18 protein-coding genes are annotated in these 14456 nt (G+C 50.7%); 5 read left to right on the forward strand and 13 right to left on the reverse strand.

Annotation, left to right across the window (positions count from 1 at the left end; all coding sequences use genetic code 11):
- Positions 1–43: 43 nt before the first annotated feature.
- From IC804_RS04480 to IC804_RS04490, 3 genes are all read right to left on the reverse strand, one after another.
- Positions 44–2290, reverse strand: a complete 2247-nt coding sequence (locus IC804_RS04480) for a DNA internalization-related competence protein ComEC/Rec2 (protein ID WP_081156969.1) — start codon at positions 2288–2290, stop codon at positions 44–46.
- Positions 2287–2754: a ComE operon protein 2 gene (locus IC804_RS04485; RefSeq protein ID WP_008879931.1), complete on the reverse strand. Its 468-nt coding sequence runs from the start codon at positions 2752–2754 to the stop codon at positions 2287–2289. The genes IC804_RS04480 and IC804_RS04485 overlap by 4 nt, the downstream gene beginning before the upstream one ends.
- A gap of 100 nt (positions 2755–2854) precedes the next feature.
- The gene (locus tag IC804_RS04490) at positions 2855–3466 is read right to left on the reverse strand and encodes a helix-hairpin-helix domain-containing protein (protein WP_011887847.1); all 612 of its coding nucleotides are present in this window, start codon (positions 3464–3466) and stop codon (positions 2855–2857) included.
- A gap of 80 nt (positions 3467–3546) precedes the next feature.
- On the opposite strand from IC804_RS04490, the gene comER reads away from it, so the two are divergent.
- The gene (gene comER / locus IC804_RS04495; RefSeq protein WP_008879933.1) at positions 3547–4365 is read left to right on the forward strand and encodes a late competence protein ComER; all 819 of its coding nucleotides are present in this window, start codon (positions 3547–3549) and stop codon (positions 4363–4365) included.
- Positions 4366–4475: 110 nt separating this feature from the next.
- Here the strand turns inward: comER and IC804_RS04500 are convergent, their stop codons facing one another.
- From IC804_RS04500 to IC804_RS04535, 8 genes are read right to left on the reverse strand one after another with little or no spacing between them, the layout of a single operon-like run.
- Positions 4476–5219: a class I SAM-dependent DNA methyltransferase gene (locus IC804_RS04500; protein ID WP_008879934.1), complete on the reverse strand. Its 744-nt coding sequence runs from the start codon at positions 5217–5219 to the stop codon at positions 4476–4478.
- Positions 5216–5572 (reverse strand): ribosome silencing factor, encoded by a 357-nt coding sequence (rsfS, locus tag IC804_RS04505; RefSeq protein WP_008879935.1) that lies wholly within the window; start codon positions 5570–5572, stop codon positions 5216–5218. The genes IC804_RS04500 and rsfS overlap by 4 nt, the downstream gene beginning before the upstream one ends.
- 5 nt (positions 5573–5577) lie before the next feature.
- Positions 5578–6147 (reverse strand): bis(5'-nucleosyl)-tetraphosphatase (symmetrical) YqeK, encoded by a 570-nt coding sequence (yqeK, locus tag IC804_RS04510; protein WP_008879936.1) that lies wholly within the window; start codon positions 6145–6147, stop codon positions 5578–5580.
- A complete protein-coding gene (locus tag IC804_RS04515; RefSeq protein ID WP_011887850.1) occupies positions 6056–6706 on the reverse strand; it encodes a nicotinate-nucleotide adenylyltransferase in 651 nt (216 codons plus the stop codon). The genes yqeK and IC804_RS04515 overlap by 92 nt, the downstream gene beginning before the upstream one ends.
- Positions 6707–6745: 39 nt before the next feature.
- The gene (gene yhbY, locus IC804_RS04520) at positions 6746–7039 is read right to left on the reverse strand and encodes a ribosome assembly RNA-binding protein YhbY (protein ID WP_008879937.1); all 294 of its coding nucleotides are present in this window, start codon (positions 7037–7039) and stop codon (positions 6746–6748) included.
- A gap of 3 nt (positions 7040–7042) precedes the next feature.
- The gene (gene aroE / locus IC804_RS04525; RefSeq protein WP_008879938.1) at positions 7043–7873 is read right to left on the reverse strand and encodes a shikimate dehydrogenase; all 831 of its coding nucleotides are present in this window, start codon (positions 7871–7873) and stop codon (positions 7043–7045) included.
- A 21-nt stretch (positions 7874–7894) separates the two neighbouring features.
- Positions 7895–9010 (reverse strand): ribosome biogenesis GTPase YqeH, encoded by a 1116-nt coding sequence (yqeH, locus tag IC804_RS04530; RefSeq protein ID WP_011887852.1) that lies wholly within the window; start codon positions 9008–9010, stop codon positions 7895–7897.
- Positions 9007–9522, reverse strand: a complete 516-nt coding sequence (locus IC804_RS04535) for a YqeG family HAD IIIA-type phosphatase (protein WP_008879940.1) — start codon at positions 9520–9522, stop codon at positions 9007–9009. The genes yqeH and IC804_RS04535 overlap by 4 nt, the downstream gene beginning before the upstream one ends.
- Positions 9523–9860: 338 nt before the next feature.
- Between IC804_RS04535 and IC804_RS04540 the strand changes: the two genes are divergently transcribed.
- Positions 9861–10001, forward strand: coding sequence for a sporulation histidine kinase inhibitor Sda (locus tag IC804_RS04540; RefSeq protein WP_008879941.1), 141 nt, complete (start codon positions 9861–9863; stop codon positions 9999–10001).
- 46 nt (positions 10002–10047) lie between these two features.
- Here IC804_RS04540 and IC804_RS04545 read toward each other — a convergent pair whose 3' ends face one another.
- Positions 10048–10827 (reverse strand): phosphatidylserine decarboxylase, encoded by a 780-nt coding sequence (locus IC804_RS04545; RefSeq protein ID WP_008879942.1) that lies wholly within the window; start codon positions 10825–10827, stop codon positions 10048–10050.
- 123 nt (positions 10828–10950) lie between these two features.
- Here IC804_RS04545 and pssA point away from each other — a divergent pair, with 123 nt between their 5' ends.
- From pssA to motB, 3 genes are all read left to right on the forward strand, one after another.
- The gene (pssA, locus tag IC804_RS04550) at positions 10951–11490 is read left to right on the forward strand and encodes a CDP-diacylglycerol--serine O-phosphatidyltransferase (protein ID WP_008879943.1); all 540 of its coding nucleotides are present in this window, start codon (positions 10951–10953) and stop codon (positions 11488–11490) included.
- Positions 11491–11660: 170 nt separating this feature from the next.
- The gene (gene motA / locus IC804_RS04555) at positions 11661–12452 is read left to right on the forward strand and encodes a flagellar motor stator protein MotA (RefSeq protein WP_008879944.1); all 792 of its coding nucleotides are present in this window, start codon (positions 11661–11663) and stop codon (positions 12450–12452) included.
- Positions 12445–13227 carry a flagellar motor protein MotB gene (gene motB, locus IC804_RS04560; RefSeq protein ID WP_011887858.1) on the forward strand — a complete coding sequence of 261 codons (783 nt, stop codon included), beginning with the start codon at positions 12445–12447 and terminating at the stop codon, positions 13225–13227. The genes motA and motB overlap by 8 nt, the downstream gene beginning before the upstream one ends.
- A 164-nt stretch (positions 13228–13391) precedes the next feature.
- Here motB and ytvI read toward each other — a convergent pair whose 3' ends face one another.
- A complete protein-coding gene (gene ytvI / locus IC804_RS04565; protein ID WP_008879946.1) occupies positions 13392–14417 on the reverse strand; it encodes a sporulation integral membrane protein YtvI in 1026 nt (341 codons plus the stop codon).
- Positions 14418–14456: the final 39 nt, after the last annotated feature.

The raw sequence follows: 14456 nt of genomic DNA on the forward strand, positions 1-14456 counted from the left end.
GTTTGATCGACCGAAAGGTTCCACTTTTTTTACGCACTATATACTATGGTTTCATCACTTGAAAGGTTCCGCTTGTTCTATCGTAAAGATAACGAATGGCGCCATTTTCATCTGTCCGCCAAATGACCGCCCCCTGTTGCTTCAGACGTGCCAGCACATCCGGAGACGGATGGCCGTAACGGTTGGAGCGGCCGACAGAAATAATGGCCACCCGCGGTTTCACCGCCTGCAAAAACATCTCTGTTGTCGATGTTTTACTGCCATGGTGGGCAACTTTTAGCACATCGGCGCGCAAATGCGGATATATGCCAATGAGCGCCTGTTCCGCTTCCTTCTCAATGTCCCCGGCAAACAGCCACGTCAAGCCGCCAAGACGGGTGAACAAAACGAGCGAGCCGTTATTGTCGTCCTGATTGCCCACTTCCGGGTGAATCACGGCAAATGTCATGCCGTCTTCCTCCCACCGTTTCCCTTGCGACGCAGCGGCAACCGGTACGGAAAACGGGCGCGCCATCGCCTGAATGGCCGGCAACGCTTTTGGGCTTGTGATGATTTCTTTGACGCGCACCGCTTTTAGCACCTCAGGAGCCGCCCCGATATGGTCAGCGTCATCATGCGTGAGAATGAGCTTGTCGATCGTCCTTACCCCTTGCGCTTTTAAAAACGGGACAACGACATCGCGGCCCACCGAAAACGGCCGTTTTCGCTCGCGCCATCGTTCTCCCTTTATTTTCGGCGTTCCGCCGGTGTCGATAAGGTAAATGGCTTTCCGGTGAGGGAGCTCAATGTAGAGGCAGTCGCCTTGGCCCACATCTAACACCGTCACCTCCCCTTTCGGATCAACGTACGGACTGACAAGCTGAAGCACCATCGCCATGGCCACCGCCGCCAACCCACGAAACAGCTGTCCACGTTCCCAAAGCAACAACGCAACGACGACCGCTGCGACATAAACAGCTAAGCACCATGGCTCGGGACGCCCGAGCACAATCGTCAATGGGTGATCAACGGAGAAAAAACGGACAACGTTGTTTGTGAGTTCAATGAGGCAGCTAAACAACCAAACGAGCGGAGGGAAAGGAAGGGCAGCAACAACAAACGCCAACGGCAAGATGACAAATGAGTACAAAGGGACAAACAAGACATTGAGCCCGACACTCCAAATGGAAATTTCATAAAAATGATAAAGCAAAATCGGCAACGCGGCGAGCTGAGCGGCAAGCGCTGTTTCGAACAGCCGCCCGATCATCGAACGGGCGGCGAGCGCCGGAAAATGAACAAGGAGAACAAACGTCACCGCAAACGACAGCTGAAAGCCAACATCCCACAACATGTATGGATCAAAGGCGAAAAGCGCGAGCGCAGTCCAACTTAATGCGTCAAGCGGATGGATCGTCCCTTTTTTCCATCCGACAGCAAGCACAATCATTCCCGTCATACAAGCGCGCAACACCGGCGGTGAGGCGCCCGCAAGCACCGCGTAAACAGGCAGCGCGGCCATTAAAGTTAGCACAGCCGCCTCGCGCGTCATCAAACGGATGGCTATGGCAAATACTGCGCTGACAAGCAAGGTGACATGGCCGCCAGAAATCGCCAACAGATGGATGAGCCCAAGCTGTTGATAGCCATCAAGCACCGAATCATCGAGCTGACGGCGTTCCCCATAAATCAGGGCAGCGGCAATGCCGGCTGCTTCCGGCGGAAGATGATCTTCTATGCGGCGAACGCCCGCTTCGCGAAGTGAAACAAGCTGCTCGATCATGGTCGGGCGGTCGCGTGCGCAGGCAGAAAGATCGATCTCCTCGGGGAAAAACAGCCAGTGGATGCGATGGAGACGTAAATAACGGCGGTAGTCAAACGCGTACGGATTGCTTGATGGCATCGGACGCTCAAGCGTCCCTGCAACGCGGCAAACGGTTCCGGGCACAAGGTGCGTTTGCAGCGCCTCTTTTTCCGCCGGCGTCCGAATCATATAACGAAGCTGCACCCGTTCCCGTCCCACTTTGACTGGAGCCTGCAGCCGGTCGCCATCAATCGTTGGCTGAGCGGAAAAGCGAATGAAAAACGTGTGGCGGCCGCCAGAAAGAGTCGTTTTGTTATGGTGGTCAACGATGAGAACATAGGCGAAAAAGAAGGTGGCTGCAGCTAAAGCCGGCACCAATAGATGCTTCCGGCGGAAGAAAAGGATAAGGAGATAGCCGACAAGGAGGAAAAATGCAGGTTTGGACAAAGAGGCAGCCGCAGCGGCCAAGAGCGCCGCCACGGCGATGTAAACGGCTTGCCCTTTCATGTTTCCCCTCCGCCGGAAAGTTGGGCAAACACATCCATCTTCAACGGCACTTGCACGAGGCGGACGCCGGCTTGGGCAAACAGTTCAAGGGCATACGGATGGTTTTTGTAATCTTGCGCATAATACACAGCGCGAATGCCGCTTTGAATAATCGCCTTACAGCAATGCAAGCAAGGAAAATGGGTGACATACATCTCGGCGCCTTCCGTCGGGACGCCAAACTTGGCGCATTGCAAAATCGCGTTCATTTCCGCGTGGATCGTTCGCACACAATGGCCATCAATGACGTAGCACCCTTCATCAATGCAATGGGCGCCACCGGCGATCGAGCCGTTATATCCACCGGCGATAATGCGTTTGTCGCGCACGATCGTCGCCCCGACCGCAAGCCTTGTACACGTGCTGCGCAGCGCCAACAAATGGCTTTGCGCCATAAAATATTGGTCCCATGTCATTCGTTCCATATCATGTCCCTCCGCTTGTCTCGATAATTTTAGTCTATCGGTCACCTAAAGCGCCGTCAATGCTGAAAAAAGTTGGTTATCATCGTTCCTCCCTCTGACTTTACGGCACAAGCAAATACGGCTTTAATTTTTCCAGCGTTTTTTCCCCGATGCCGTTGACCCGCAGTAAGTCTTCAACTCGTTGAAACGGCCCATGCTCTTCACGGTAGGCGATGATTGCTTTTGCCTTCGCCGGCCCAATGCCGGGGACTTGCATGAGTTCCTCTGCTGTCGCCGTATTGACCGCCACTTGCAGACCGCTCTCCGTTCCGGCTTCCGGCGCTGCCTCGACTGCTTCTGGTGCTGGCGCCGCTTCACCTTTCGCTGGCACGTAAATCATCATTTCATCGCGCACTTTAGCCGCTAAGTTGACTCTTGCCGCGTCCGCCTCTTCCGTCAATCCGCCCGCTCTGGCGATCACATCACGGACGCGGGCATCAGCCGGCATCTCGTACACCCCTGGTTTGACGACCGCTCCTTTGACATCAATGACAACGATTTTCGACGCCTCCATCCCTGCTTCCTCCGGTCTGGTGGTGTCCGTTTCAACTGCAGCCGGCAAGGCGACGGACTCCCCTTCGGCAGACGGACGGCTGAACACCCATAGTCCTGCCACTCCAACAAACAGCACAAGCAATCCAGTTTTCCATCTTGCCTTAACTGCTTCCCACATCGCACTCGTCCTTTCTAAACGGAGTCATAAAATGAAGAAGATATTCATACATATCGAAAAGAGGGAGGAGGGGACTGCATATGAACATCGGCGTTATCGGCACGGGGAATATGGGAACGATTTTAATCGAAGCGCTTTTAGACTCCGGCGCTGTCCAAGCTGAACAGCTTATCATTACAAACCGTACGCTCGCAAAAGCGTTCAATATACAAAAAACATATCCCGGCATTACGGTCGCCGCCGATCCGTCTGAGACGGTCAAGCAGGCAGGCATCATCTTTTTATGCGTCAAACCGCTTGACATCTATCCGTTATTGCAGCAGCTGGCCCCCTATTGGACAAACGAGCATTGCCTCGTCTCAATTACAAGCCCGATTAACGTTAAGCAACTTGAAGCGGCCGTCCCTTGTCAAGTCGTGCGCGCCATTCCGAGCATCACGAACCGAGCGCTTTCCGGCAGCATCCTCGTTACCTTTGGATCGCGATGTTCAACAACTTGCCGGCAAACGATCAATGATCTACTTGGGCGCATCGCTACGCCAGTGTACATCGACGATACGATCACCCGCGTCGCTTCCGACATCGCAAGCTGCGGTCCAGCGTTTTTCAGCTATTTGCTGCAACGCTTCATCAATGCAGCGGCAGCGAAAACAGCCATCACGAAAGAACAAGCGATGTTGTTAGCGACCAATATGATCATCGGCCTCGGGGAATTGCTGAAACAGGATTTCTACACACTCCAAACGCTGCAGGAAAAAGTATGCGTCAAAGGTGGCATTACCGGTGAGGGCATTGCGGTCCTTGAACAGGAAATGGATGGAATTTTCGAAGAGTTGTTGACAAAAACACATCAGAAGTTTGACGAAGAGGTTGAGAAGATAAAGCAACAGTTTTTATAATTTATTATTCGCCAACTAGCCACAAAAATCCTGCTTCGTTCGACAAAAATAGACCCCAGCTTGTTCGGCTGGGGTTTTTGCGTTGCTTTGATCTTTTTCACTCTTCACTCTCATCGCTTCCGCGCCACAAAAAACAACCGCTCCGCCGTCTCGGTCGGGGGCGCATCCGTAAAATCGGCGGTCACCTCAAGCACTTCAAAGCCGGCCGCAGCAAGCCATTGCTCATAGACGGCGCGCTCGAACGTGCGCTGTTCGTGCCATTCGTCGAAGCGCTCGTAAAGATCGCCGCGACGGACAAAAAACGTCAGTTCATGACTGACGCTATGCGGCCATTCGAGTGGATGGCATGTCCATATGTAGCTGATGTCCTCTCCGTGATCCGCAAACACGGCGTCACGGAACAAAACGTCCATTTTATAGACGGAATGGACATCAAACAAAAGCAGCCCATCGGCACCGAGCGCCCGGTAAACGGCGGAAAACGTCCGCTTCACATCGTCTTCGTCTGTCAAATAGTTCAGAGCATCACAAAAAATGAAGGCGCCGTCAAGATCGGAAAACCCGTCGAGTTCCGCCATGTTTTGTTCAAAAAACGGCACATGGATACCAGCTGCCTCCGCTTTCTCTTGAGCGATGACAAGCATATGCTCGGACACATCGACGCCGGATACTTGCCATCCGGCCTTCGCGAGGCGGATGGCAAGCTCTCCTGTCCCGCAGCCGATGTCGATCACCTGTCTACCGGGCCGTTGGGCATATCGGTCAAAGGCTCGTTCCACAAACGACTGCCACTGATCATACGGTGCCTCAGCCATAAGCGCGTCATACCAATCGGCAAAATGGGTATATGTCATGGCTGCAACACGGCCGCGACGTCTTCCGTCGGGGCGTCCCCCCAAAGCCGCTCGAGGTTGTAATACTCGCGCTCGTCTTTGGCAAACACGTGAGCGACGATGTCGCCCAAATCGACAAGCACCCATTTCGCTTCTTGGAATCCTTCGATCCGTTTGACCGTCAGGCCGTTTTCTTCCGCTTGATCTTGGATTTCGCGGGCGATTGCCTGCACTTGTTTGTCTGAGTTGCCATGACAAATGACAAAATAATCGGCGACAAGTGAAATGCCTTTCATGTTTAAGACGACGATATTTTCCGCTTTTTTATCATCCGCCGCGCGGACGACAAGCTGTAATGCTTCTTGTTCAGTCACCGACTTCATTCCCCCTTCACTTCGCGCACGAGTGAATTGTACGCATGAATCGTATCCGGATAAATGAGTTGCCCCTTCTCTAACAAAAAGGCGATCGTGTTTTTCACCGCCTGCAACAGCGCCCGGTTGAGATCTTCTTCCGCTAGGCGCCGTACGTCATCAACGCCGGGAAACCGCCGCCCTGGCTCAATATAATCGGCCAAATAAATGATTTTCTCAAGCAGCGTCATGCCAGCGCGGCCAGACGTATGATAACGAATGGCATCGAGCACTTCCGGGTCGTCAAGGCCGACTTCCGTTTGCACGAGATAGGCGCCAACGGGCGCATGCCACAATTCGCTATTGTACACGAGCAAATCGTTGGGCATATTTTGCGCTAAAATGAGTTGTTTCATTTCTTCAACTGGACGAAATTTCGCATAGTCATGAAAAATCGCCGCCAATTCTGCTTTTTTTACGTCAGCCCCATACCGTTCAGCGAGCTTAACAGCCGTCTCGACAACGCCAAGCGTATGCTCGTAGCGATGTTCCGTCAGCTGCTCTTTCACAATCCGCAACGCTTGTTCTCGCTCCATATAACCCCTTCTCCTCAATATAAAGTCTGACACCTTCCGGCACTAAATAGCGGATCGTTTGCCCGTTTTGTACCCGCTCGCGGATGAGCGATGACGATATGGCAAACTGCGGCACTTCCACCTCGATGACCGGATATGGCGTTTCCATCGAAAAGCCTGGACGTTTGACACCAACAAACGTCACAAGCTCGATGAGCTCATCGATGCGGTGCCAGTTTGGCAAATATTCGACCATATCGGCACCGATGATAAAGTAAAATTCATCATCCGGATGCATCGCCGTAAGCTGTCGAATCGTATCGTACGTGTATGAAGGCCCTTCCCGTTCGAGTTCGATCGTCTCAATATGAAAACGTGGATGGCCGGCCACCGCCAACTCCAGCATGCGCAGCCGATCCTCGCTTCTTGTCACCTGCTCATTCTGCTTATGGGGAGGAATGCGGTTTGGCAGAAACCAAATTTGTGACAATTGAAGGGCATCAAGCACTTCATTAGCCATAATTAAATGGCCGTAATGCGGCGGATCAAACGTGCCGCCAAAAATCCCGATTTTTCCCATCTTCCTTCCCCCTGCCGTCTGCCTTGGCCGCACGGTTTCTTAGTCAGGCAGAACGATTTGTTTATGTTCTTTCGACTCTTTATACAAGACGATCGTATTACCGATCACTTGTACGAGCTCCGCTCCTGTTCCTTCAGCAAGCTGTTCGGCGACAACATCGCGATCTTCTTCACAGTTTTGCAAGACGCTCACCTTCAGCAGTTCGCGTGCCTCAAGCGCCGCAGCGATTTGCTCAGTCATCGCCTCCGTCACGCCACCTTTGCCAACTTGAAAAATCGGCTTTAAATGGTGGGCTTGCGCCCGTAAAAATCGTTTTTGTTTTCCCGTTAACATATGTTACCTCCTCAACTGATTGATGACAAGCTGTTTCATCCGATTGACATCCGGCCATTGGCCAGTCCATTTTTCAAAAGCGAGCGCCCCTTGGTACACGAGCATACCGACGCCGTTTTGCACGCGGGCGCCGCGCGCTTTCGCTTCCTTCAGCCATTTCGTTTCCAATGGATTGTAAATAATATCCGATACAACCGTTCCCGGCCGCATCTGTTGAAGGGAAAGCGGTTGTTCATCAACATGCGGATGCATGCCGACCGAAGTCGTATTGATAATAATATCATATTCAGCCAGCCGTCTCTCGGCCTCAGCAAGCGGGAAAAAAGTGGAGCGGCGCTCGTCCCCTTCACCGATAAGCCGCGCCGCTTTTTCCGCCGTTCGGTTAGCGATATCAATGCGCTCGGCTGCGGTCGACAGCAGCGAAAAATAAATACCGCGCGCCCCTCCGCCGGCACCGATGAGCAAAATCCGCTTGCCATCAAGATGGATATCCATTTCCTCTTCGAGCGCCTTAACGTATCCAGGTCCGTCCGTATTATAGCCGATAAGCCGGCCGCTGTCATTGACAATCGTGTTGACCGCCCCAATGCGGCGCGCATGCTCGTCCACTTCGTCCAAAAACGGAATGACTGCCATTTTATGCGGAATTGTCACATTCACCCCGGCGATACCGAGCGCCCGCACCCCGGCGATGGCTTCACCGACTTGCTCCGGTTTGACGGAAAACAAGTGATAGCGCGCCGAAATGCCGAAATAGGCAAACGCGTCATTATGCATGAGCGGTGACAGCGAGTGCTCAACCGGAAAACCGAGCAGCCCGTATACGTTTTCCATTTTTCTCCCCTCCCGTACTCGTTAAATCAACGACTGGCGAATAAACACATCGACTCCTTTAGGAGCATGGACGACGAGTTGGGCGCCCGGATCGTTGCACGTCACCCAGCCGAGCCCGGAAAAAACAATATCCATTTTTCGTTCCTTAACCGACAACGGGCGCGACACAAGCGGTGGAAACTCATCCGCATAGCGTTTGCTTGGCGGAGCGAGCAAGCTGCCAAGCTGGTTGGCATAAAGCGAGTCGGCTTTTTCAAGCTTTGTCCGATGAATCGTTAAGTCGTTGGCAACGTAACAGACGAACGAGCGGCGTCCACCTTTGACGTAATCAAGGCGGGCCAAGCCGCCGAAAAAGAGCGTTTGCCCTTCATTGAGCTGGTACACGCGCGGATGGATTTCCCGCTTCGGTGTAATGATTTTCAAATCACGTGCATCAACGAAATGCGCCATTTGGTGATGGTTGATAATGCCCGGTGTATCATACAGCGATGCCCCACCCTCAAGTGGAATTTCGATCATATCAAGCGTCGTTCCCGGGAAATACGAGGTTGTAATGACGTTCCCTTTGCCGGTCGCCTCTTTAATGATTCGATTAATGAACGTCGACTTGCCAACGTTAGTGCAGCCGACAACATAGACGTCCCTGCCCTCGCGGTAGCGATCGATCGTCTCCATGACACCCGTCATGCCTATCCCTTTCGCTGCACTGACAAGGCGAACGTCAATCGGGCGCAGCCCGAGCTCCTCAGCCATGCGGCGCATCCATTGCAACAGCTTCGGATATTTCACCGACCTTGGCAACAAATCGGCCTTATTGCCGACAAGCAAAATCGGATTGTTCACCGCAAACCGCGGCAAACCAGGAATCCAGCTACCGTTGAAGTCAAAAATATCGACGATGTAAACGACAAGCGCCTTGGATTCCCCAATGCGGTGCAGCATATGCAAAAAATCGTTATCATCAAGCGGCACATCTTGGACTTCGTTGTAGTGTTTCAAACGAAAGCAACGCTGGCAAATGATTTCTTCCGTCTCTTTCTCAAGCACGCTTTTCGGCGCATACCCCGCCTTTTTTGGGTCTTCAAACTGGATGGCCGCCCCGCAGCCGATGCAACGCAGTTGTGGCTCCACAATCATTCCTCCCAGTAAATCATCCCTTTTTTCCGCATAGCATTTAAAATTTTCCGCTCTATTTTCCGATTAAGTCGTGTCCATATCCCGTCCGTCTGTGCGACCGGGACCACTAAAATCGTATTTAACCCAAGGCGGTTGCCGCCGAGCACATCGGTCAACAACTGATCGCCGATGACAACGACTTCCTCTTTTTTCAGCCCCATCATCTCCAACGCCTGCAAAAACGCGCGCGTCAGCGGTTTACGCGCTTCGAAAATGAACGGGATGTCGAGCGGTTCAGCAAACGACTGCACGCGTCGTTTATTATTATTCGATACGATGACGACCTTAATGCCCGCTCGCTTCATCGTCTCAAACCAAGCAGCTAGTTCTGGAGTCGCGCTTGGTCGATCCCATTCGACGAGCGTATTATCCAAGTCGGTGATGATCCCTTTTACCCCTTTTTTCTTCAGCTCGTCTGGCGTAATGTCGATCACCCGCTTGGCAAATTGGCTTGGCAAAAAGTAATGAAGCACATCGTCCACCTGCCTTTCGCTCTGCTTTTCCCATCATAGCGGATTTTCCCTCTCGTTTCAAAACAAAGTTTGCCAACCATCCGCGAAGTTGGCAAGGCAAAAAAGTTTTCGACAAATTTTGCGCCTGCTGAATTGTGGATAACTGTTGCCCACATTATACACACAATAGCGATAAGGTCCTACTCACGTTATAAACATCTTTTCCACATGTTATCCACTGCCTTCTGTGGATAATAGAACGGTTGTTCTCGTTTGTAAATCGTGATACAGTGAAAGTAACCTACCATTATATGTATGGACTGCCTAACATATTCCTTCAAAAAGGAGGGAGAGCGCCGATGAAGCATTTGTCCGATGAACTGTTGATCGAATCATACTTCAAGGCGAAAGAACTCAATTTAAGTCCGGAATTCATCGAACTAATCGAAAAGGAAATCCAGCGCCGGTCATTGACTCATAAAATTAAATTGTCATCATAAACGAAGGGCCCTTGGGCTTTTTTTTGTTTGTCCAAACAGCCCGCGCCTAGCACCAATAGCCAAGGCGCTCGCCGACTTTAATCGGCATCGGCGGATGGATGCGTGGGTCGGGCGCAAAACTTCCTTGTTCAAACAACAGCACAACTGTCGAGCCGAACGAAAAATACGCCATTTCCTCCCCTTTCACCAACCGTTCTTCCTTATGGGTCAGCTCGATGCTGTTAACAAACATGGCGCCGATTTTGACAATTGCCATGCGCTTGCCGCCGGCCGTGACCTCTGTGATGAGACGATAATTTTTTTCGAGCGGCCGCCGCCCGTATTTTAAGCCGAGACGGTTGACCGGATATGACTTGCGGCCGAGCGACCACTGTTTTTCGATCACGCCAGATATTGGGCTATGAATGCGATGATAATGGCTTGGGCTCAAATACAGAATAAAAAAGAACCCGTTCACATACGGTTGCGCAGCTTCGGCACTGCCAAGCATCTCCGCAATCGAATACGGTTTCCCTTTGACAATTATTTCGCTGTTTTCTTGAATCGTCCCCATTTCTTCAATGATCGCATCAACCGGACTGACGATGGCATGTTCATCAGCATCAACCGGTCTTGTTCCGGCTTTGAGTCGGCGGACGAACAGTTGCTGCAATGTTTTATAATTTTTTAAGCTTTTTTCCATTTCTTCTTGGTTAATATGATAAATTTTCGCATACGATGGTATCAACAGTGCACTGAGACGCGATCGAGCAAACGAAGCGAGCAGCTTCGAGGAAAGCGAGTGATTAGTGAGCTCAATAAACAAACGATACAGCCATTTTCGCAAGTATGTCCCCTCCAGTTATACAGCATCTCTAGTTGTTACTACCTTTCATATTACCGTCAAAATGAGTATAATGGTAGTAGAATTTTCTTTTTGTGTTTTCTGTTGACAAAGGAGTGAGGAAAGTTGTTCTTATCGGATTATTTAGATTATACGTTAAAAAAGTTAAAAGCAAACATGGCTAATATTTTGACGATGACGAACTTATCACTTGGTGGATTTTCTATCTTAACTTCGCTAAACGGGCAGCTTCACATGAGCGTGCTTCTCATTTTTTTAGCGGCATTTGTCGACCGCTTTGACGGCGCTGTCGCCCGCAAGCTGAACATCGAATCTGAGCTCGGCAAACAGCTCGACTCGATGAGCGACATTGTTTCCTTTGGCGTCGCTCCTGCCTTGCTAATGTACAAAGCCTTGTTCTATGAATTCGGTGCCCCGGGAGCGGTGTTCACCATTTTGTACATCGCTTGCGGCGCTTTCCGCCTCGCCCGCTTTAACATCACAGAGAACAACGGCTATTTCGCCGGGCTTCCGATTACAGCGGCCGGAGTACTGATGACGTTAGGCTATTTGGCCATTCCGTACTTTCCACCGCATTCGTTTATGTTTCTAGCACTAATCTTATCGTTCTTAATGGTCGGGACATTTAAACTAAAAAAAATGTAACCATCGCCGAAGCCGCCCAATCCATTGGCATATGGATTGGGCTTTTTTTACGCCCAAAGTCACACTTTTTTCCCTTTTCAACCTTCTCTATTCAGTATATGATAAATATGGTTTCTTCATAAAACAAAAGAAACATAGATCTTTTGTACTGAAAGAGCGGGGGGATCAATTTGGATAAAACATCAGTCGTCGGTGTCATCCTTGGCGTGATCGCGGTCGGACTCGGGATGTACTTTAAAGGCGTAGCGCTATCTGTGTTAATCAATCCGGCCGCCCTTTTAATTATTTTTGTCGGGACGGTCGCTGCAGTTACGATCGCTTTTCCAACACGAGAAATTAAAAAAGTGCCGAAGCTGTTGAAAATCATTTTTACCGAACCGGCCATTCCAACGGTCGAACAGCTCATTCCGATGTTCGTCGACTGGGCGAACATCGCCCGCCGCGAAGGACTGCTGGCGCTTGAGGCGAAGTTGGACGACATCGATGACCCATTTTTACGCAATGGGCTCAGCATGGCGATCGACGGACAGACGCAAGAGTTCATTCGCGACGTAATGACGGAAGAAATTGCGGCTATGGAAGAGCGACATGAAGCGAATGCCGCCATTTTTACGCACGCCGGCACATATGCGCCGACGCTCGGGGTGCTTGGTGCTGTCATTGGCTTGATTGCTGCGCTTGGAAATATGGAAAATATTGCTGAGCTCGGACAAGCAATCAGCGCGGCATTTGTAGCGACACTGCTCGGGATTTTTAGCGGCTACGTGCTTTGGCATCCGTTCGCCAACAAATTGCGGCGGAAATCAAAAGAAGAAGCGAAAGTGCGCTACATCATGATCGAAGGAGTGCTGTCCATTTTGGAAGGACAAGCTCCGCGCATGATCGAGCAAAAACTCGCTTCGTATTTGTCGGAAAGCGAGCGGCGTCAAGTGCTAACACAAGGGGAAACGGTCAATGGGTAAGAAGAAAAAAAACAGGCGCAGCGAGCATATGAATGACTCATGGCTGATTCCATACGCGGATTTACTGACACTGCTACTTGCTTTGTTCATCGTCTTGTTTTCGAGCAGCCAGATTGACCAAAAAAAATTTCAAAAAATCGCGAGCTCCTTCAGCAGCGCCTTTACCGGCGGAAACGGCGTCCTTGATTTTCCAAACCCGGTGGAACCAATCACTCCACCGGCGGCCCAAGATGAGCAAGGGCAGGAACGGGAAAAGCAGCCCTCTCCGGCTATGAGCCAGAAAGAAAAAGAAGGGCTGGCACAGGTGAAAGAAAAGATCGACGTCTACATTCAAGAAAACAAGCTCGGTGGAAAACTGCAAACGTCGTTGACTGAGGAAGGGCTCGCCATTACGATTTTAGACGATATTTTATTCGACTCCGGCAGTGCGGAAGTGCGTATGAAAGACCGCCGCTTGGCATCGGAAGTAGCCGCCTTGCTTGTTATGAACCCGCCGCGGAACGTGATCATCAGCGGCCATACGGACAACGTGCCGATCCATAACGCCCAGTTTGCTTCGAACTGGGAACTGAGCGTCATGCGCGCCGTCAACTTTATGAAAGTGCTGCTTGAAAACAAACAGCTTGATCCGCGCTACTTCAGCGCGAAAGGGTACGGCGAATACAAGCCGATCGCTTCAAATGAAACAGCTGCCGGACGGATGAAAAACCGGCGCGTGGAAATTTTGATTTTGCCGCGCACTGAGTTCAATCATTCACAAATGCCTTCCGAGTAAAAGACCGCCACCCATCAAGGCGGTCTTTTCGCTTTCCATCAGCTGTAGCTGATCCGCTGCCGCAGGTTCCCATGCGCCTTTCCCAAAATGTATAAGACGGCAACCAAAAACGGTTGCCTTTGCATTCCTCATTGATAGAACAAGCCGGTTTTTCACCGGCTTGTTTATAGTTTAATCGTCCATTTAATAACTCCTGCTTTGACGAGCGTCTCCACTAAAATCACAATGACTGGCCCAATAAACGCCCCTAGCAAGCCAAGTATCTGAAAGCCGAGGTAGACACTGACGAGCGCCGCCAGTGGTGAAATGCCCAAATTCGTGGAAAACACTTTCGGTTCGATGATCCGACGCACAACGGTAATGATGACAAACAGCACAATCAGTCCAATACCGAGCCCAGTGCTGCCGTTGATGATGCTAATAATCCCCCATGGAACGAGCACCGAACCAGTTCCTAAAATCGGCAAAATATCGACAACGACGATGATGAATGCCATTAAAGCAGCATAATCAACGCCCAATATTAACAGGCCGGCCAGCGCAAGGAAAAACGTAATTAAACTGAATAAAAACTGAGCTTTAATAAAGCCAACTCCCGCCTTACTCAACTGACTGACGACCATTGAAAGCCGTTGATGAGTACGCTCTGACAAATAACGTCTGATTCCTTGTTTCAACTGTGGCAAATCGAGACAAATAAGAAAAAGGGCGACTAAATAGACTAAAAAGTGAATAAAAAATGCAGGAATGGCGGCAATATAATGAACAAGCGACTGTGTCAGATTCGTCGCAAACGACAGCAGCATTTGTTGCACCGTATTGACGCTGCGCTCCAACGAATCAATGATTTCTTGAGGAATCGAACTCGAATACGACTGCCATGTTTGGATGAGTTCGTCAAGCACTTTCGTCGCCTCGCTAAATACGTAAGGAAGCTTCTGCGAAAGTGCCATCACCTGTTGAACGAGAATGACGATTAAAAAGTAAAGTGAAAACCCGACGATCACTAAAAATAGCGTAAAAATGGCCGTCACAGCATGTACGCGTTTCAGCCGATAATTCTCTTGCAAGCGGCGAATGGACGGCTCTAACAGAAGGGCAGTGGCAAGCGCCAATAGAAGCGGTACGCTATATGGCAACAGCCATAATACAAAAGCGAGCAAAAGTACGATGATGATCCAACGTCTCACGTTCGTCCCTCATTTAATCAAAAATTTAGTGAAATGCCA

Source organism: Geobacillus sp. 47C-IIb (assembly GCF_014679705.1).
GTDB lineage: Bacteria > Bacillota > Bacilli > Bacillales > Anoxybacillaceae > Geobacillus > Geobacillus thermodenitrificans.